Source organism: Pseudomonas sp. LY-1 (genome assembly GCF_053502595.1).
Genome location: NZ_CP094353.1, coordinates 5,867,797 through 5,887,957 on the forward strand (window position 1 = coordinate 5,867,797; position 20,161 = coordinate 5,887,957).

The 20,161-nt window shown below is 59.6% G+C and carries 15 protein-coding genes and 2 tRNA genes; 5 read left to right on the forward strand and 12 right to left on the reverse strand.

Translation table 11 applies throughout. From position 1 onward, the window contains the following. Positions 1-17: 17 nt before the first annotated feature. From pgi to MOQ67_RS26955, 5 genes are all read left to right on the forward strand, one after another. Positions 18-1,682 carry a glucose-6-phosphate isomerase gene (pgi, locus tag MOQ67_RS26935; protein ID WP_017847431.1) on the forward strand — a complete coding sequence of 555 codons (1,665 nt, stop codon included), beginning with the start codon at positions 18-20 and terminating at the stop codon, positions 1,680-1,682. Positions 1,683-1,787: 105 nt separating this feature from the next. Further along, positions 1,788-3,725: an acetate--CoA ligase gene (acs, locus tag MOQ67_RS26940; protein ID WP_448675716.1), complete on the forward strand. Its 1,938-nt coding sequence runs from the start codon at positions 1,788-1,790 to the stop codon at positions 3,723-3,725. A 16-nt stretch (positions 3,726-3,741) separates the two neighbouring features. After that, a complete protein-coding gene (locus MOQ67_RS26945) occupies positions 3,742-4,611 on the forward strand; it encodes an oxygenase MpaB family protein (protein WP_198717768.1) in 870 nt (289 codons plus the stop codon). Positions 4,612-4,668: 57 nt separating this feature from the next. Continuing rightward, complete coding sequence (locus MOQ67_RS26950; protein WP_017847428.1) at positions 4,669-5,685, forward strand: class I SAM-dependent rRNA methyltransferase; 1,017 nt, start codon at positions 4,669-4,671, stop codon at positions 5,683-5,685. Between the two features lie 88 nt (positions 5,686-5,773). After that, entirely contained in the window at positions 5,774-8,707 is a 2,934-nt protein-coding gene (locus MOQ67_RS26955) for a DUF748 domain-containing protein (RefSeq protein WP_198717769.1), read from the forward strand. A gap of 192 nt (positions 8,708-8,899) precedes the next feature. On the opposite strand, the gene MOQ67_RS26960 is transcribed toward MOQ67_RS26955, so the two are convergent. From MOQ67_RS26960 to tpiA, 12 genes are all read right to left on the reverse strand, one after another. Further along, complete coding sequence (locus MOQ67_RS26960) at positions 8,900-9,502, reverse strand: BON domain-containing protein (RefSeq protein WP_017847426.1); 603 nt, start codon at positions 9,500-9,502, stop codon at positions 8,900-8,902. Positions 9,503-9,797: 295 nt separating this feature from the next. Next, a complete protein-coding gene (gene pnp / locus MOQ67_RS26965) occupies positions 9,798-11,903 on the reverse strand; it encodes a polyribonucleotide nucleotidyltransferase (RefSeq protein WP_017847425.1) in 2,106 nt (701 codons plus the stop codon). A 195-nt stretch (positions 11,904-12,098) separates the two neighbouring features. Beyond that, on the reverse strand, positions 12,099-12,368 hold the full coding sequence (gene rpsO / locus MOQ67_RS26970; RefSeq protein WP_003176135.1) for a 30S ribosomal protein S15: 270 nt from the start codon (positions 12,366-12,368) through the stop codon (positions 12,099-12,101). A 159-nt stretch (positions 12,369-12,527) separates the two neighbouring features. Continuing rightward, positions 12,528-13,445 carry a tRNA pseudouridine(55) synthase TruB gene (gene truB, locus MOQ67_RS26975; protein WP_014719950.1) on the reverse strand — a complete coding sequence of 306 codons (918 nt, stop codon included), beginning with the start codon at positions 13,443-13,445 and terminating at the stop codon, positions 12,528-12,530. Between the two features lie 3 nt (positions 13,446-13,448). Further along, entirely contained in the window at positions 13,449-13,844 is a 396-nt protein-coding gene (gene rbfA, locus MOQ67_RS26980) for a 30S ribosome-binding factor RbfA (RefSeq protein WP_017847424.1), read from the reverse strand. 159 nt (positions 13,845-14,003) lie between these two features. Beyond that, positions 14,004-16,532 (reverse strand): translation initiation factor IF-2, encoded by a 2,529-nt coding sequence (gene infB / locus MOQ67_RS26985; RefSeq protein WP_017847423.1) that lies wholly within the window; start codon positions 16,530-16,532, stop codon positions 14,004-14,006. Between the two features lie 27 nt (positions 16,533-16,559). Continuing rightward, positions 16,560-18,041, reverse strand: a complete 1,482-nt coding sequence (gene nusA, locus MOQ67_RS26990) for a transcription termination factor NusA (RefSeq protein WP_008057419.1) — start codon at positions 18,039-18,041, stop codon at positions 16,560-16,562. Between the two features lie 47 nt (positions 18,042-18,088). Further along, positions 18,089-18,547: a ribosome maturation factor RimP gene (gene rimP / locus MOQ67_RS26995; RefSeq protein WP_026140087.1), complete on the reverse strand. Its 459-nt coding sequence runs from the start codon at positions 18,545-18,547 to the stop codon at positions 18,089-18,091. 141 nt (positions 18,548-18,688) lie between these two features. Further along, a tRNA-Met gene (locus MOQ67_RS27000) sits at positions 18,689-18,765 on the reverse strand. Between the two features lie 96 nt (positions 18,766-18,861). After that, positions 18,862-18,947, reverse strand: a tRNA-Leu gene (locus tag MOQ67_RS27005). Positions 18,948-18,969: 22 nt separating this feature from the next. Next, positions 18,970-19,353, reverse strand: coding sequence for a preprotein translocase subunit SecG (gene secG, locus MOQ67_RS27010; protein WP_010206600.1), 384 nt, complete (start codon positions 19,351-19,353; stop codon positions 18,970-18,972). A gap of 4 nt (positions 19,354-19,357) precedes the next feature. Further along, positions 19,358-20,113: a triose-phosphate isomerase gene (gene tpiA, locus MOQ67_RS27015; RefSeq protein ID WP_026140086.1), complete on the reverse strand. Its 756-nt coding sequence runs from the start codon at positions 20,111-20,113 to the stop codon at positions 19,358-19,360. Positions 20,114-20,161 lie beyond the last annotated feature (48 nt).

Sequence of the window (20,161 nt, forward strand, 5' to 3'; positions counted from 1 at the left end):
AAAGGAAACCCGCAGCGATGGCGTACTACCGCACCCCTCATGACGTTACCGCTCTGCCCGCCTGGCGAGCGCTCAATCAACATCGCCAAGCCATGCAGGATTTCAGCATGCGCGACGCGTTCAACGCCGATCCTCAGCGTTTTTCCCAATTCACCTTGAGCAGCTGCGGGCTTTTCCTCGATTACTCGAAAAACCTGATCACCAGCGAAACCCGCAACCTGCTCGTGGACCTGGCCAAGGAAGTCGACCTTAAAGCCGCGATCGACGCGCTGTATGCCGGCGAGCCGGTGAACTCGTCCGAGGGTCGCCCTGCCCTGCACACCGCCCTGCGCCGCCCGGTGGGCGACAAGTTGTCGGTCAACGGCGTGAACATCATGCCGGACGTACACAAGGTGTTGAACCAGATCACCGACCTCGTGGGCCGCATCCACGACGGCCTGTGGCGCGGCTACACCGAGAAGCCGATCACCGACGTGGTGAACATCGGCATCGGTGGCTCGTTCCTTGGCCCGGAGCTGGTCTCCGAAGCGTTGCTGTCCTACGCCCACAAAGGCGTGCGCTGCCACTACCTGGCGAACATCGACGGCAGCGAGTTCCACGAGCTGACCATGAAGCTGCGCGCCGAGACCACGCTGTTCATCGTCTCGTCGAAATCCTTCAACACCCTCGAAACCCTGAAAAACGCCCAGGCCGCCCGCGCCTGGTACCTGGCCCAGGGCGGCTCGGAAGCCGAGCTGTATCGCCACTTCATCGCCGTATCAAGCAACAACGCGGCCGCCGTGGCCTTCGGCATCCGCGAAGAAAACATCTTCCCGATGTGGGACTGGGTCGGCGGCCGTTACTCGCTGTGGTCGGCCATCGGCCTGCCCATCGCCCTGGCCATCGGTATGTCGAACTTCAAGGAACTGCTGTCCGGTGCCTACACCATGGACCAGCATTTCCAGAACGCGCCGTTCGAACAGAACATGCCGGTGCTGCTCGGCCTGCTGGGTGTGTGGTACGGCAACTTCTGGGGCGCGCAGAGCCATGCGATCCTGCCCTACGACCACTACCTGCGTAACATCACCAAACACTTGCAACAGCTGGACATGGAATCCAACGGCAAGAGCGTGCGCCAGGACGGTACGCCGGTGTCCACCGATACCGGCCCGGTGATCTGGGGCGGCGTGGGCTGCAACGGTCAGCACGCGTACCACCAGTTGCTGCACCAGGGCACCCAACTGATCCCGGCCGACTTTATCGTGCCGATCGTCAGCTTCAACCCGGTCTCCGATCACCATCAGTGGCTGTACGCCAACTGCCTGTCCCAGAGCCAGGCGCTGATGCTCGGCAAGACCCGCAGCGAAGCCGAAGCCGAGCTGCGCGACAAGGGCCTGCCGGAAGCCGACGTGCAGAAGCTGGCCCCGCACAAGGTGATCCCGGGCAACCGTCCGAGCAACACCCTGGTGGTCGAGCGCATCAGCCCGCGGCGCCTGGGCGCACTGGTCGCGATGTATGAACACAAAGTGTTCGTGCAAAGCGTGATCTGGGGCATCAACGCCTTCGACCAATGGGGCGTGGAGCTGGGCAAGGAACTGGGCAAGGGCGTCTACAACCGCCTGACCGGCGCCGAAGAAAGCCTGGCCGACGATGCGTCGACCCAGGGCCTGATCAACTACTTCCGCGGTCGTCACCGCGGCTGACGTCGGTCACACAGGGCCGGCGTCCATTCGGACGTCGGCCTTGAACCCGCCCCCGACTGGGTGCATCTTTATGACTTGTCGCAAAAACAAGAATAAGGATCGCTCATGTTCGATATCAGCATGTTTCCCATCGCCGATGCCGTCCGCCGGGCTGCGCAACTGAGTCAAGAGGACTATCAGCGCCTCTATCGCCAATCCATCGAACAGCCGGACACGTTCTGGGCCGAACAGGCCGGGCGCTTTCTCGACTGGACCACGCCCTGGCACACCGTCAATACCTCGGACATCCAGACCGGCGCCACCCAATGGTTTGCCGGCGGCCAATTGAACGTCAGCTACAACTGCATCGACCGCCACCTGGCGCAACGCGCCGAGCAACCGGCCTTCATCTGGGAGGGCGATGATCCGACAGCATCTTCCACCATCACCTACCGCCAACTGCATCAAAACGTCAGCCGCCTGGCCAATGTGCTGAAAAGCCGTGGCGTGAAAAAAGGCGACCGGGTGTGCATCTACATGCCGATGATTCCGCAAGCGGCCTACGCCATGCTCGCCTGTACGCGGATTGGGGCGGTGCATTCGGTGGTGTTTGGCGGTTTTTCACCCGACGCCCTGCGCGACCGCATTCTCGACGCCGACTGCCGCACGGTGATCACCGCCGATGAAGGCGTGCGCGGCGGCAAGCCGGTGGCGTTGAAACAAAATGTCGACAAGGCCCTGGCCAGTTGCCCGAACGTCAGCACCGTGCTGGTGGTAGCGCGCACCGGGGCCGCCGCGAACTGGAGCGAAGGCCGCGACCTCAACTATCAACAAGCCGTGGATGCCGCCAGTGATGACTGCCCACCCGAGCCGATGGGCGCCGAAGACCCGCTGTTTATCCTCTACACCTCCGGCAGCACCGGCAAACCCAAGGGCGTGCTGCACACCACCGGCGGCTACCTGCTGCAAGCCGCGATGACCTTCAAGTACGTGCTCGACTACCGCGACGGCGAAGTGTTCTGGTGTACCGCCGATGTGGGCTGGGTCACCGGCCACAGCTACATCGTGTACGGCCCGCTGGCCAACGGCGCCACCTCGCTGATGTTCGAAGGCGTGCCCAGCTACCCGAGTAGCTCGCGCTTCTGGCAGGTCATCGACAAGCACCAGGTCAATATCTTCTACACCGCGCCGACGGCCCTGCGCGCATTGATGCGCGAGGGCCACGCTCCGTTGGAGAACACCTCCCGCGCCAGCCTGCGCCTGCTCGGCAGCGTCGGCGAGCCGATCAATCCGGAAGCCTGGGACTGGTACTTCAACGCCGTCGGCGAACAACGCTGCCCGATTGTCGATACCTGGTGGCAGACCGAAACCGGCGGCATCATGCTCAGCCCGCTGGTCAGCGCCCAGCGCATCAAGCCCGGCTGCGCGACCCAACCGATGTTCGGCGTGCTGCCGGTGCTGCTCGATGAGCACGGCAAGGAAATCAACGGCCCGGGCAGCGGCGTGCTGGCGATCAAATCCAGCTGGCCGGGGCAGATCCGCAGTGTCTATGGCGACCCGCAGCGCATGATCGACACCTATTTCAAACCCTACCCCGGTTATTACTTCACCGGCGATGGCGCGCGGCGTGACGAAGACGGCGACTACTGGATCACCGGGCGCATCGACGATGTGATCAACGTGTCCGGCCACCGTATCGGCACCGCCGAGGTGGAAAGTGCCCTGGTGTTGCATGACTGGGTCGCCGAGGCTGCGGTGGTGGGCTATCCCCATGACGTCAAAGGCCAGGGCATCTATGCGTTCGTCACCCCCATGAATGGCGTGGAGCCCAGCGAGACACTGAAGAAACATCTGCTCGAACTGGTCAGCAAGGAAATCGGCAGCTTTGCCAAACCGGAACTGATCCAATGGGCCCCGGCCTTGCCGAAAACCCGCTCGGGTAAGATCATGCGACGCATTTTGCGCAAAATAGCCTGCAACGAGTTGGACAGCCTCGGAGATACCTCCACCCTGGCCGACCCCAGCGTGGTCGCCGGCCTGATCGACAAACGCCTGAACCGATAGGAACCCGCGCGTCGCCATGGAATTTATCCGCAGCCGTATCGAAACCCAGTTGATGAGCCTCACCGGCTTGTCGCTGGGCCAGTTGGACCTGGAAAACCCCAAGGGCGACCCCGGCCTGTTCGGCCCGGACTCGGTCAGTTGGCAAGTGCATGGCGATTTCAGCAGCATGCTCATCGGCGGCATCAGCGCCTTGATGCTGCAAGCCTTGCACCCATTGGCGCTGGCTGGCGTGTGGGACCATTCGAACTTTCGCCAGGACATGCTCGGGCGCCTGCGCCGCACGTCGCAGTTCATTTCCGGCACCACCTTCGGCTCGCGCAAAGACGCCGACTGGCTGATCGAGAAAGTACGCACCATTCACCAGCAGGTTGTCGGCCATGCACCCGACGGCCGCGCCTACGCGGCCAGCGACCCGCAGTTGCTGACCTGGGTGCATGTGGCGGAGGTCAGCAGCTTCCTCGCCGCACACGTGCGTTATCGCAACCCGCAGCTGTCGGGGCGCGATCAGGATCGTTACTACAACGAAATCGCCCTGGTCGCCGAACGCCTGGGCGCGCGGAATGTGCCGCGCTCACGCGAGGAAATTGCGGATTATCTGGCGCGTATCCGTCCACAATTGTTGTGCGACGCGCGCAGCCGCGAAGTGCTGCGCCTGCTGCTCGAAGCCCCGGCGCCCAGCACCCTGGCCAAACCCTTTGGCGCCCTGATGATGCAAGCCGGGATCGACCTGCTGCCGGCCTGGGCCGCCGACATGCTGGGGCAACACCCGAGCCCGCTGCAACGCCAACTGGTGCGTGCCGGGGTCAAGCGCAGCGCGCCGGTGCTGCGTTGGGCGATGCGCAATGGCTCGGTGCAGCGCGCGCATCGGCGGATGGGGTTGATGTAGGCGACGCTCCATAACTGCTAAACTCCGCGCCCACATTTACCCAGCAAGGCGCGCTCCATGTCTCCCCTGAACCAGGCGCTGCGCGCCGCCCTCGATCATCGTCAAGGCCTGATCAGCGAGTTGCACGCCCAAGGCACCGACTGTTACCGGTTGTTCCACGGCAGCCAGGAAGGCGCCGGTGGCCTGACCATCGACCGCTATGGCCCGCAACTGCTGGTGCAGAGCTTCCACCAACCGCTGGAAAGCGCAGACTTGCTGGACCTGCATCAACTGATCAGCCAGTACATGGGCCTGGAATTGCTGCTGGTGTACAACGACCGTTCCCGTGGCAACTCGCGGATCGACCGCGAAGACACGGTCTACCGCGCCACACCGCAAGCGCTGCAGGACCTGGTCGGCCACGAATGGGGCCTCAATTACCGCGTGCGCGGGCGCCATGCCGGGCAAGACCCGTTGCTGTTCCTCGACCTGCGCAACACCCGCGGCTGGGTCAAGGCGCACAGTGCCGGCAAAAGCGTACTGAACCTGTTCGCCTACACCTGTGGCGTGGGCCTGAGCGCCGCGGCCGGCGGTGCGCGTGACGTGTGCAACCTGGATTTTGCCGAAGGCAACCTGGCGGTCGGCCGCGAAAACGGCCTGCTCAACCCGCAGCTGGCACCCATGACGTTCGTGCAATCCGATTATTTCCCGGCGATTCGCCAACTGGCCGGCCTGCCGATCACTCAGCGGCGCGGGCAGAAACTGCCGAGCTATCCGCGCCTGGAACCGCGTCAATATGACCTGGTGTTGCTTGACCCGCCGGCATGGGCCAAGAGCGCCTTCGGCACCGTCGACCTGTTGCGCGACTATCAAAGCCTGCTCAAGCCGGCGCTGTTGGCAACCGCCGATGACGGCGTGCTGATCTGCTGCAACAACCTGGCAAAAGTGAGCATGGACGATTGGCGTGAGCAGGTGCTACGTTGCGCCGAGAAAGCCGGGCGTCCGGTGCGCGACTGGCAAATCATGCCTCCTGGCGCCGACTTTCCGTCGCAAGACCAGCAACCTCCGTTGAAGACTCTGATCCTGCAGTTATAGGAATTTTCTGAAAGAGGGTGGCTCTTCGGAACCGAAAACCCGTGCCATACTCCAAGGCACTCCTGTTCGACATAGATGGCGCCGCCCCATGCCCAAAGGATTGATTCGCGCCACTGGCGCCTTGTTGACCGCCGTTGCCCTGTACAGCTTGCTGGGCTTTTTGATTTTGCCCGGCATTGCCCTTCGCATAGCCAACCAACAACTGGCCAACTACGCCACGGTGCCGGCCCGCATCGAGCGTATCGAGCTCAACCCGTTCAGCCTGGAAGTGACGCTGTGGGGCCTCAAGATCGGCGACCCCGGCAAGGAACAAGTGGGTTTCGAGCGGCTCTACGCCAACCTGCAGCTCGACAGCCTGTGGACCCGCGCCCTGCACTTGGCCGATGTGCAACTCGACAAACCCAAGACCGAGTTGCTGTTCGACAAGTCCGGCCAGTTGAACCTGGCGCAGTTGTTCAAACTGCCACCCAGCGAACCGACACCGGCAGACCCCAACGCCAAGCCGTTCCCGTTGCGGATCGAGCGGATCAAGCTGGCGGGCGGTTATCTGCACTTTGAAGACCTGCGCCCCAGCGAGCCAATCGAGTTCCTCTACGACAAACTCGACTTCGAGCTGAAAAACCTCAGCACCCTGCCGGAAGACAATGCCGACATGACCCTGGTCGCCGCCGGCCCGGAAGGCGGGCAGATCGACTGGAAGGGTAACGTCAGCCTGGTGCCGATCACGTCCAAAGGCACCCTGAAAATCACCGATGGCAAGATGAAAGCCTGGTGGCCCTATGTGCGCGACGCCCTGCCCCTGGTCCTCGAAAACGGCGTGCTCAACTTCAGCACGGACTACACGTTCAGCCTGGCCAAAGAAACCGAACTCAACCTGACCAACACCGCCGCCAGCATCGCGCCGTTCGCCATCAAGGCGCCGGATGGCCGGCCATTGGTGCGCCTGGAGCGCCTGGACGTCAGCGAAACCACGATCGACCTGGCCAAGCAGCAGGTGGTGGTCGGCAAGATCCGCAGCAACAAGCTGGAAACCTGGGCCGCCCGCGAAGCCGATGGCCAACTGGACTGGCAGAAACTGTTCGCCAGCCAGCCGGGCAAGCCGGCCAAGGCACCGGAAGCGGCCAGCGCGCCAGCAGCTGCCGACTCGCCCAAAGCCGCGCCCGCAGCGCCGAGCAAGCCTTGGCAAGTGCTGCTCAAGGATGTGCAACTGCGCAACTATCAGGTCCACCTGGCCGACCGCCAGGCCAAACCTGCGGTCGCGCTGGAACTCGGCCCGCTGAACGTCGATGTGCAGAACTTCGACAGCCTCAACGGCAACCCCTTCACCCTCAAGGTCGACACCGGCCTGGGCAAGCAAGGCAAGATCCAGGCAACCGGCGAGGTCAACCTCAATCCGGTCAGCGCCAAGCTGAAAGTGAACACCCAGGACATCGACCTGCGGGTCGCACAGTCCTATATCAGCCCGTTCATCCGCCTGGAACTGCGTAGCGGCATGCTCGGCAGCAACCTCGATGTGAACCTCAAAAGCACCGAGCCGCTGGCCCTACAGATCACCGGCCGGGCGCAGGTCGATCAGTTGCATACCCTCGACACCCTCAAGACCCGTGACTTCCTCAAATGGCAGCGCCTGGTGCTGGAAGGGCTGAACTACCAGCATGGCGACAGCCTGTCGATCGACAAGGTCAACCTGCAACAGCCCTATGTGCGCTTCATGATCAACGATGATCGCACCACCAACGTCGACGACCTGCTGATTCCACAGCCGGCCGACAGCGGCGCCAAGTCGGCGGCCAAGCCGGCGGCAAGCAAAGAAAAACCGCTGGGTATTCATATCGGGCAGATCGCGATCAACGACGGTTCGGCCAACTTCGCCGACTTTAGCCTCACGCCCAACTTCGCCACCGCGATCCAACAGCTCAACGGGCAGATCGGCACCATTGACAGCCGCCAGGCCAAACCGGCAGCTGTCGACATCAAGGGCAAGGTGGATCGCTATGCACCGGTGACCATCAAAGGCAGCGTGAACCCGTTTGATCCGATGGCGGCACTGGATATCGCCACCAGCTTCAAACGTGTCGAGCTGACGACCCTGACGCCCTACTCGGGCAAGTTCGCCGGTTTCCGGATTCGCAAGGGTCGCCTCAACCTCGACCTGCATTACGTGATCACCAAAGGCCAGCTGAAGGCCGAGAACAAAGTGGTGGTCGAGCAGCTGCAACTGGGTGAGAAAGTCGACAGTGCCGATGCGGTAGACCTGCCGATTCGCCTGGCGATCGCCCTGCTCAAGGACTCTGACGGCAAGATCTCGATTGAACTGCCCATCAGCGGCGACTTGAACAACCCGCAATTCAGCGTGATGCCGATCATCTGGCAGACCCTGCGCAACCTGGTGGTGCGCGCGGCAACGGCGCCGTTCAAGTTTATCGGTGGGCTGGTGAGCGGTGGCGGTTCGGAAGACCTCGGCAATGTCTCGTTCGCCGCAGGCTCCAGCGAACTGAACAAAGACGCCGAGGGCGCCCTGAACACCTTGGCCAAGGCCCTCAAAGAACGCCCTACCCTGCGCCTGGAAATCGAAGGCACGGCGGCGGCCGACAGTGACGGCAAATTCCTCGCCGAGCAGCGCCTGGAGCGCGAATACCAATATAACTACTACAAGATCCTGCAGCGCCGTGGCGACAAGGTTCCGGCCCAGGCGTCCTTGCTGCAAGTACCGGAAAAGGAAAAAGCCCCCTTGCTCGAAGGTATCTACCGCACCCGCCTGAAACAACAACCACCGGCGGAGTGGAAAAACCTGAGCGACGATGAACGCACGGCCAAACTCAAGGACGGCGTGATCACGTTCTGGAGCAGCAGCGACGTGCTGTTGCGCCAGCTCGGTCAGGACCGCGCAAGCACCATCAAGGACTACCTGGTCGACAAAGGGCAGCTGGAAGATGACCGGGTGTACTTCGTCGACGCCAAACTGGGCCAGGCCGAGAAGGATGGCCGGGTGGTAACGCAGATGCATCTGGACGCCGAATGACCCCACGCGCCAGCGCAAGCTGGCGCGCACTTCGATAGCATTCCTGGCCGGAATAGAACAGGCCCCGACACATGTGCCGGGGCCTGTAATGACCACATCCCTATGGTCGGTCGCATGAACCCGTGAGGTGCATTGAGTGGATATCTAACTCACTCGTTGCCGCCGCCGCCTAGTTCAGCGATTGGTTGAGCGTTACTCTGCTTTCAGGCCATCGGCCGATACAGCTTTCACGCCTTTGATTTTCTTGGTGATGTTCACCGCGGTAGTTTTCTGCGCTTCGGTCACTGCAACGGAAGAAGACAGGGAAACTACGCCCTTGTTGGTTTCGACTTTGATGTCGGTACCCGGAATGCCTTTCTCAGTAACCAGGTCAGCCTTCACCTTGGTAGTGATCCAAGTGTCCGAAGCGGCTTCTTTGGATGTGTCGATGTTGTCGGCTTTTACCGCACCGCCAGCCAGCAGACCGTCAGCGGATACAGCGGTCACACCCTTGATACGCTTGGTGATGGCGACAGCGGTAGCTTTCTGCGAGTCAGAGATGGCAACGGTCGAAGACAGGGAAACCACACCTTTGTTGGTCTCAACCTTGATGTCCGAACCTGGGATGCCCTTTTCGGTCAGCAGGTCAGCTTTGACTTTGGTGGTGATCCAAGTGTCCGAGGTGGACTCTTTGGCTTTGGTCATTTCGCCAGCTGCCAGCGTCATCGGCGCCTGCGCGGTTTGAGCGAAGGCAACGTTGGCCATGGCCAGGGTCAGGGCGGTAGCAGTTGCGGTAGCGAGAGCGAACTTCTTCATACGAGTAACTCCTGTTTTATTAAAAGTCTGCAGTGTGTGAACCTTGATGCTGCAGCATTAACAGGACTGTTGCAGGCACTGTGCCAAGTCGAAGTCTGCAAATAAACCCTTTAAAAACAAAGAGTTATAGATTGAGCGAATTTTCGGATTCGTGCAATTTGCATGAAGCAGAGCGTGCCTGCATGCAAGTTGCGGCTTTTGGCTGTGATTAAGCGTCTGATTTTTCGGCATTTTCCTGCACGCATAAAAAAAGGACTCCGAAGAGTCCTTTTTTCAGCGTGAAGCCTGCGGGTATTTAAGCGCCCGAAGCCTTGGCTGCTGCCACGTCTTTGATGGACAGCTTGATACGGCCGCGGTTGTCCACGTCCAGTACCAGCACTTCCACTTCCTGGCCTTCTTTCAGAATGTCGGTCACTTTCTCAACACGAGCGTCGCTCAGCATGGAGATGTGAACCAGACCGTCTTTGCCCGGCAGGATGTTGACGAATGCGCCGAAGTCGACGATGCGCTCAACTTTACCGACGTAGATCTTGCCGATCTCGGCTTCGGCAGTGATGCCCAGAACGCGCTGACGCGCCGCTTCTGCAGCTTCCTTGGTTTCGCCGAAGATCTTGATCGAGCCATCGTCTTCGATATCGATCGAAGCCTTGGTCTCTTCACAGATCGCACGAATGGTCGCGCCGCCTTTACCGATGACATCACGGATTTTGTCGGTGTCGATTTTCATCGCGATCATGGTCGGAGCATTTTCCGACAGTTCGGTGCGGGACTGACCAATGATCTGGTTCATCTGACCGAGGATGTTCAGGCGCGCTTCCAGGGCTTGGCCCAGAGCGATTTCCATGATCTCTTCGGTGATGCCCTTGATCTTGATGTCCATCTGCAGCGCGGTAACACCTTTAGCGGTACCGGCTACTTTGAAGTCCATGTCGCCCAGGTGGTCTTCGTCACCCAGGATGTCGGTCAGGACGGCGAACTTCTCGCCTTCTTTGACCAGGCCCATGGCGATACCGGCAACCGGCGCCTTCATCGGCACACCAGCGTCCATCAGTGCCAGGGAAGCACCGCAGACCGAAGCCATGGAGCTGGAACCGTTGGACTCGGTGATTTCCGACACTACACGGATGGTGTACGGGAACACGTCGGCGGCTGGCAGCATGGCCTGAACCGAACGACGGGCCAGACGGCCGTGACCGATTTCGCGGCGACCGGCGCCACCCATGCGACCACATTCGCCCACCGAGAACGGCGGGAAGTTGTAGTGCAGCATGAACGGGTCTTTTTTCTCGCCTTCCAGGGTGTCCAGCAGCTGTGCGTCGCGGGCAGTACCCAGGGTCGCAACGACCAGGGCCTGGGTTTCGCCACGGGTGAACAGCGCAGAACCGTGAGTCTTCGGCAGAACGCCGACTTCGATGTTCAGCGGACGCACGGTGCGGGTGTCGCGACCGTCGATACGTGGCTTGCCGTTAACGATGTTTTCGCGAACGGTGCGGTATTCGATTTCGCCGAATGCTGCTTTGACGTCGCTGGCAGAAGGCTGGCCTTCTTCACCGGACAGCTTGGCAACGACCTGATCCTTCAGCTCGCCCAGGCGAGCGTAACGGTCGGCCTTGACGGTGATGGTGTAGGCCTGGGAGATCGCTTCGCCGAACTCGGCACGGATCGCACCCAGCAGTTCGGTGGCTTCGGCTTGCGGAGCCCAGGCCCAGGTTGGCTTGGCGGCTTCGGCAGCGAGTTCTTTAACGGCGTTGATCACAACCTGGAACTCGTCGTGAGCGAACAGTACCGCGCCCAGCATCTGGTCTTCGGTCAGCTCTTTGGCTTCCGATTCAACCATCAGTACGGCTTCCGAGGTACCGGCAACGACCATGTCCAGGCTCGAGGCTTTCAGTTGCTCGTAAGTCGGGTTCAGCAGGTAGCCGGTGCTTTCGTGGAAAGCCACGCGCGCAGCGCCGATCGGGCCATCGAAAGGAATGCCGGAGATAGCCAGGGCAGCCGAGGTACCGATCATCGCAGCGATGTCCGGATCGGTCTTTTTGCTGGTGGAGACGACGGTGCAGACAACCTGCACTTCGTTCATGAAGCCTTCTGGGAACAGCGGACGGATCGGACGGTCGATCAGTCGGGAAGTCAGGGTTTCTTTCTCGGAAGGACGGCCTTCGCGCTTGAAGAAACCGCCAGGGATCTTACCGGCAGCGTAAGTCTTTTCCTGGTAGTGAACAGACAGAGGGAAGAAGCCCTTGCTTGGGTCTGCAGTCTTGGCGCCTACAACGGTCACCAGTACGGTAACGTCGTCGTCAACGGTAACCAGCACTGCGCCGGAGGCTTGACGGGCGATACGGCCTGTCTCGAGGGTAACGGTCGACTGACCGAACTGAAATTTTTTGATAACCGGGTTCACGGTGTCCTACCTTCTTTGTGGCTCTTGGGGAACTTGTCTTCTTGCGAAATTCTTGGGCAATGTCGGGAATCGGCCCAACCCTTGTCCAGGGGTAAAACGTGTATCCAGATAAAACTTGAGGCTGGAAGCCTGCCATGGGCCAGCGGGAATCCCACTGACACACGGCAAACAACCAACCTCTAGCGCAATCGCTTATTAGCGACGCAGACCCAGGCGACCGATCAGAGCCTGATAACGACCCAGATCCTTGCCTTTCAGGTAGTCCAGCAGCTTACGGCGCTGGTTTACCATGCGGATCAGACCACGACGGGAGTGGTGATCTTTACCGTTGGCCTTGAAGTGACCTTGCAGTTTGTTGATGTTGTGGGTCAGCAGTGCAACTTGCACTTCTGGCGAACCAGTGTCACCAACAGCTTGCTGATAGTCAGCTACGATTTGTGCTTTTTCTTGAACGTCGAGAGCCATGAGGCAATCCTTTTTTCAGGAAACCACCCAAAGGGCAGTTTCAACAGGCCAGGGACAAATCCCTGTATCTAAAAATGAGTAGTGACCGTGCCTGTTAACAGCCACCCTCGTTCCAGCTTGCGTAAAGGCTGATACGCTTTTACCACAAACTGGTTTCGGTCATTCTGACCGAATCAGTCGACGCGGCGCGATGCGCCCGTCTTCGCTCACTTCACCGATACCGATAAAGCGACCGTTATGATCCTGTACCCGCACCATGCCGAATTTCGGCGCGTCCGGGGCACGTACCGGCTGGCCGTTGAGCCAGTAGAACGCGCTGTGCTCCGAGAAGTGCAGCAATGGCCAATCGAGCAAACCGCTGTCCGATGGCATCAAGAAGCGATCGACCGCTTCATTGCCGCCTTCGGCGTGTACCGCTTCCAACTCTTCCAGCGTCACCGTCTGGGCCAGGCTGAAAGGGCCGGCCTGGGTCCGTCGCAGTTCTGCGACATACGCGCCGCAACCGAGCTTTTCACCGATATCTTCCACCAGGGTACGGATATAGGTGCCTTTGCTGCAGTCCACGGCCAGGCGTGCGGTGTCGCCTTCACAGGCGAGCAATTCCAAGCGCGCAATAGTAACAGAACGCGGTTCGCGCTCCACTACTTCACCCGCACGAGCCAGCTTGTAAAGTGGTTGCCCATCGCGCTTGAGCGCCGAGTACATCGGCGGTATCTGACTGATTTGCCCACGAAAAGCGGGTAAAGCAGCCTCGATATCAGCACGACCAACGGTCACGTCGCGAACCTGCAAAACATCACCCTCGGCATCGGCCGTGGTGGTGGTCTTGCCCAGTTGCATCAGGGTTTCGTAACCCTTGTCGGAATCGAGCAGGTATTGCGAGAACTTGGTGGCCTCGCCAAAGCACAACGGCAACACGCCGGTGGCCAGGGGGTCGAGGCTGCCGGTGTGCCCGGCTTTCTCGGCATTGAGCAGCCAGCGGACCTTCTGCAAGGCGGCATTGGAGGTAAAGCCAATGGGCTTGTCGAGCAGAATGATGCCGCTGACGTTGCGACGGATACGTTTGACCTGAGCCACCGCTTACTCCTTGGCGTCTTCAGGTGTGGACGGATGCTGATTATCCTCAGCCACGGCGCGCTCGATCAATGCCGACAGGTGCGCGCCACGCACGACGCTTTCGTCGTAGTGGAAGTGCAACTGAGGCACGCTGCGCAGCTTCATTTCGCGGGCCAACTGCATGCGCAGGAAACCTGCGGCCGAGTTGAGCACCTTGATGCTTTGCGCGATTTCTTCGCTGCTGTCCTCACCCATCACGGTGATGAAGATTTTTGCGTGACCTACGTCACGGCTCACTTCAACGGCGGTGATGGTGACCAGGCCAACACGAGGATCTTTGACTTCGCGACGGATCAGTTGGGCCAGCTCGCGCTGCATCTGATCGCCGATACGTTGGGTACGGCTGTATTCTTTTGCCATGTCTTGTTACCTGTTACTGCCACACGGTGAAACCCGTGGGGTCTGAAAGCGGCAAACGCCCGGCCTGACAAAAGCCAGACCGGGCGTTGCGTTTAGAGTCCGGACGTTGCGCGGGGCATTTGCATGCCCACACGCGGCGTGGCTCCTGAAGTGCGCGAGTTAGAGGCTGCGAGCAACCTGAACCTTCTCGAAGACTTCGATCTTGTCGCCAACCTTGACGTCGTTGTAGCTCTTGACGCCGATACCGCATTCCATGCCGGCACGTACTTCGGAAGCGTCATCCTTGAAGCGGCGCAGGGATTCCAGCTCGCCTTCGAAGATAACGATGTCTTCACGCAGTACACGGATCGGACGGTTACGGTGAACGGTGCCTTCGATAACCATGCAGCCGGCGATCGCGCCGAATTTCGGCGAGCGGAACACGTCACGCACCTCGGCGATACCCAGGATGTTCTCCCGGACGTCGCTGCCAAGCATGCCGGTGAGGGCTTTCTTGACGTCTTCGATGATGTCGTAGATGACGTTGTAGTAACGCATGTCCAGGCCTTCCTGCTCGACGATCTTGCGAGCGCCAGCATCGGCACGCACGTTGAAGCCGAACAGTACAGCGTTGGAAGCCAGTGCCAGGTTGGCGTCGGACTCGGTGATACCACCGACACCGCCACCGACCACACGCACTTGCACTTCGTCGTTACCCAGGCCATTCAAGGCGCCGTTCAACGCTTCGAGGGAACCACGGACGTCAGATTTGAGGACGATGTTAAGCGTCTTCTTCTCTTCCTGGCCCATGTTCTCGAAGATGTTTTCCAGCTTGCCGGCGTGAGCACGGGCCAACTTGACTTCGCGGAACTTGCCTTGACGGAACAGAGCCACTTCACGGGCTTTCTTCTCGTCGGCAACCACGCTCATCTCGTCGCCAGCGTCCGGGGTACCGTCCAGGCCGAGAATCTCGACAGGGATGGACGGACCGGCTTCCTTGATGGACTTGCCGTTCTCGTCGAGCATGGCACGTACACGGCCATAGTTCGAACCGACCAGCACCATGTCGCCTTGGCGCAGGGTACCGTCTTGAACCAGAACGGTCGCCACCGGGCCACGGCCCTTGTCGAGGCGGGACTCAACCACAACACCACGGCCAGGAGCCGATGGCGTAGCGGTCAGTTCCAGGACTTCGGCTTGCAACAGAACAGCTTCGAGCAGTTCGTCAACGCCAGTACCGACTTTCGCCGAGACCGGTACGAATGGAGTGTCGCCACCCCATTCTTCGGAAGTCACGCCGTGAACCGACAGTTCGCTACGGATGCGATCGAGATCGGCGCCCGGCTTGTCGATTTTGTTCACCGCAACCACCAACGGTACGCCAGCTGCCTTAGCATGCTGAACGGCTTCGATGGTTTGTGGCATCACGCCGTCGTCTGCTGCAACGACCAGGATCACGATGTCGGTCGCCTTGGCACCACGGGCACGCATCGCGGTAAACGCGGCGTGACCAGGGGTGTCGAGGAACGTCACCATGCCGCGATCGGTTTCAACGTGGTAGGCACCGATGTGCTGGGTAATACCGCCAGCCTCGCCTGCCGCAACCTTGGCACGACGGATGTAGTCGAGCAGGGAAGTCTTACCGTGGTCAACGTGGCCCATTACGGTCACGACCGGCGCACGGGAAACGGCTTCACCTTCGAACTTCAGGGACTCGGCCAGGGAATCTTCCAGGGCGGTGTCGCTGACCAGGGTCACTTTGTGGCCCAGCTCTTCAGCAACCAGTTGGGCAGTTTCCTGATCCAGTACCTGGTTGATGGTGGCCGGAGTGCCCAGCTTGAACATGAACTTGATGATTTCAGCTGCCTTGACCGACATCTGCTGGGCGAGATCGCCCACAGTGATGGTCTCGCCGATCTTCACTTCACGCACGACAGGGCCGGTTGGGCTCTGGAAACCGTGGGCGTTGCGTTTTTTCAGCTTGGCCTTGCCGCGACCACCACGACGGAAGCTGTCGCTTTCTTCGTCGGTGGTACGTGGGGCAACGCGTGGCGCAGGCGCTTTCTCTTTGACCGAAGCACGATGCGGAGCGTTTTTGCGCTCACCATCACCGCCGCCACCGCGACGACTGTTATCGTCGGCACGTGGTTTGTCCGGACGACGAGGTTCGTCGCGTTTACGCGCATCAGCAGCAGGTGCTGGTGCAGCGGCCACCGGAGCGGCCTCACGCGCAGCTTCTACAGGCGCGGCAGCAGGAGCAGCGACCGCATCAGTGGCAGCAGGTTGCGCAGCAGCAGGCTGGCGACGCGCTTCTTCTTCGGCGCGACGCTTGGCTTCTTCTTCAGCCTTCTGACGAGCAGCATTTTCTACTGCGCGACGTTCTTCGAGTTCGCGTTTGCGCTCGGCTTCGATTTCTTCCGGGCTGCGCTGTACGAAGACTTTCTTCTTGCGTACTTCAACGCTGATGCTCTTGCTACCAGCAACACGCAGGGTGCTGGTGGTTTTGCGCTGCAATGTAATCTTGCGCGGTTCTTCCACTTTCGCCTTGTGGCTGCTCTTCAAGTGAGTCAGCAAAGACTGCTTCTCACTATCGCTCACACCTTCATCGGCGGCGGTGTGCGGCAGACCTGCCTCACGCATCTGCTGCAACAGGCGCTCTACCGGTGTTTTGACCTCATCGGCCAGTTGTTTCACCGTGACTTGCGTCATGCACTTCTCTCCTCAGGCCGCGCCTAATTACTCGAACCAATGGGCTCGGGCGGCCATGATCAACTTGCCGGCACGATCATCGTCAATGCCGTCGATGTCGAGCAGATCGTCAATAGACTGCTCGGCCAGGTCTTCGCGGGTAATTACGCCGCGCACCGCCAGTTCCATCGCCAAATCCTTGTCCATACCCTCAAGCGAGAGCAGGTCTTCGGCCGGATGGGCGTCTGCCAGCTTTTCCTCAGTAGCGATGGCTTTAGTCAACAAACGATCCTTGGCCCGAGCGCGAAGCTCGTTGACGGTGTCTTCGTCAAAGCCATCGATGTTGAGCATTTCTTCCAACGGTACGTAGGCAATCTCTTCCAGGCTGGTGAAGCCTTCATCTACCAGCACCTGCGCCAGGTCTTCGTCGACTTCCAGCTCGTCGATGAAGTTGCGCAGGATGTCACCGGTTTCAGCTTGCTGCTTAGCCTGGATGTCCGATTCGGTCATCACGTTCAGGGTCCAGCCGGTCAGTTGGCTGGCCAGACGCACGTTCTGACCACCACGACCAATGGCCTGAGCCAGATTGTCTGCGCCAACGGCGATGTCCATGGCATGGGCATCTTCGTCAACGATAATTGCCGCCACTTCAGCCGGCGACATGGCGTTGATCACGAACTGCGCCGGGTTATCGTCCCACAGGACGATATCCACACGCTCACCGCCCAACTCGCCCGACACTGCCTGGACGCGCGAACCGCGCATACCAATGCAAGCGCCCTGCGGGTCGATGCGTTTGTCCTTGGAACGGACCGCGATCTTGGCGCGCGAACCCGGGTCGCGGGACGCAGCCATGACTTCGATCAGGCCTTCGGCGATTTCCGGCACTTCGATGCGGAACAGTTCGATCAGCATTTCCGGCGCGGTACGCGACAGGATCAGCTGAGGACCGCGGTTCTCGGTGCGGATTTCCTTGAGCAGCGCACGCAAACGCACGCCGACACGGAAGGTTTCGCGAGAAATGATGTCTTCGCGGGCCAGCAACGCTTCGGCGTTGTTGCCCAGGTCGACGATCACGTTGTCGCGGGTAACTTTTTTCACGGTGCCGGAGATGATTTCACCCAGGCGCTCGCGATAGGCGTCAACGACTTGAGCGCGCTCGGCCTCGCGAACCTTCTGCACAATGACCTGCTTGGCAGTTTGTGCAGCAATACGGCCGAACTCGATCGATTCGATCTTTTCTTCGACAACATCACCGACCTTGGCGCCAGGGTGCGTTTCAGCGACCTTGCTCGGCCAGGTTTCGATGGCCGGATCATCAAGATCGGCTTCTTCAACGACCGTCCAGCGACGGAAAGTTTCATAGGCACCGGTGTGGCGGTTGATTTCCACACGCAGATCAACTTCGTCTTCAAAACGCTTTTTGGTCGCAGTGGCCAGGGCCAGCTCCAGCGCTTCAAAAATCACGTTTGCCGGTACGCCCTTTTCATTGGATACCGACTCAACAACCAGCAGTACTTCTTTGCTCATCGTACGCCTCGCCTTTCGCAAGCCATTGGATCCGCGGGATCCGCGTCTCAGTCAAAACTGGGAATAATGTTGGCCTTGTCGATCATATCGATCGGCAACAGGAACTCATGGTCTTCTACTTGCACCACGACATCCTGCTCTTCTACACCGCGCAGAAGGCCCTGAAAATTGCGTCGCCCTTCAAAGGGAGATCGCAGCTTGATTTTCACTTGTCCACCGGCAAATTTTGCAAACTGCTCGAGAGTGAACAGTGGGCGTTCCATGCCAGGCGAGGAAACTTCGAGGGTGTACTCAACGGCGATTGGATCTTCAACATCCAGGACACCACTGATCTGACGGCTGACAATGGCACAATCGTCCACCAGCACGCCGCCCTCTTTATCAATATAAACGCGCAACATTGAGTGGCGACCTTGAGCCGAAAACTCAATACCCCAGCATTCATAGCCCAGGGCCACGACCACCGGGGCCAGCAAGGCCTGCAACTCTTCTAGCTTGCTCGACACCTGAACCCCCTCGTGCATGTATGTGCATGCTGTGCAAAATAAAAAAATGGGCGAAACGCCCATCCTTGAAACGCCGTCGAATAGCGGCGTTGAAAGTGTCCAGCTAACAAAAAGCCCCTTAATAAGGGGCTCCGCTAAAACTGGTTGCGGGGGCCGGATTTGAACCGACGACCTTCGGGTTATGAGCCCGACGAGCTACCAGACTGCTCCACCCCGCGACAAAGCTGGGGCGGAAGTATACGACCGATCCCTTACAGGGTCAATGTAACCTTCCACCTACAAGAAAGCCCGCAACAGCGGGCTCTCCTGATAATTGGTACCGAGAAGGGGACTCGAACCCCTACACCCTATGGGCACAACCACCTCAAGGTTGCGTGTCTACCAATTCCACCACCTCGGCAATACAGCGTTTACAACCCTTCTTACTTCTGCTCTTGAGCTGGAGGCACGTCAGTCGCTGGAGTAGCCGACTTTTGCTCTTGAAGCACCGGGACATCATCAGAAGCCGGTTTTGCTTTTGGTACTTCCAATACTGCTGGGTTTGGCAAACCTACTTGAGTCAGCACATGAGCTTTCTCTTTAGCAAAGTAACCTAACCCTAAGCTGGTTATGAAGAAACCTGCGGCAAGTATAGCAGTAAACTTACTAAGAAAGGTAGAGGAACCTTGGCTTCCGAACACAGTATTTGAAGCACCTGCACCGAAAGACGCACCAGCATCCGCACCTTTACCCTGTTGCAACAAAACCAGGGCAACTACGCCCAGGGCAGCCAACAGATGAAAAACGACTACGACTGTTTCCAGCATTTTTTCAGTTTCCCGCGGCGCGACAAATCGCACCGAACTCATCTGCATTCAGGGAAGCTCCACCAATGAGCCCCCCATCGATATCCGGCATGCCGAACAGTTCGACCGCATTGGCCGCCTTCACGCTGCCGCCGTATAGAAGCCGCACACCTTGTGCGACCTCAGAATTCTCTGCCGCCAACTGCGCGCGGATAGCTGCATGCACATCCTGCGCCTGTTGCGGTGTTGCAGTCAGCCCGGTGCCAATGGCCCAGACCGGCTCGTAAGCGATGACTGCCTTCGCAAACGCACCAACACCCAGCTCCTCGATGATGCTGCCCAGCTGACGCGAGACAACTTCAAGAGTCTTGCCCGATTCGCGCTGTTCAAGGGTCTCCCCTATGCACAACACCGGAATCAAGCCACAAGCCTGTGCCGCTGCGAACTTGCGATTGAGCGTCCCATCCCGTTCGCCCATCAACTGACGGCGCTCGGAGTGCCCGACAAGCACGTAGGAACAACCCGCATCAACCAACTGACTTGGCGAAATCTCGCCTGTCAGCGCACCTTGCATGGGTTCCATTGCGCAATTCTGCGCGCCGACCTGAATCGACTTACCTTTCAAGCCATCAACCACTTGGTTGATATGCAAGCAAGATGGAAAAACCGCGATATCAACACCGCTCGGCAAGGCCAAGTGACGAAGGCCATTGATCAGCTCAGCGACACTGGCGCGGGTACCGTGCATCTTCCAGTTACCAGCTACCATAGTGCGACGCATGCTGTACCTCGTCGGTCAAAGTGGGCGCAGATGTTACCCAACCACACC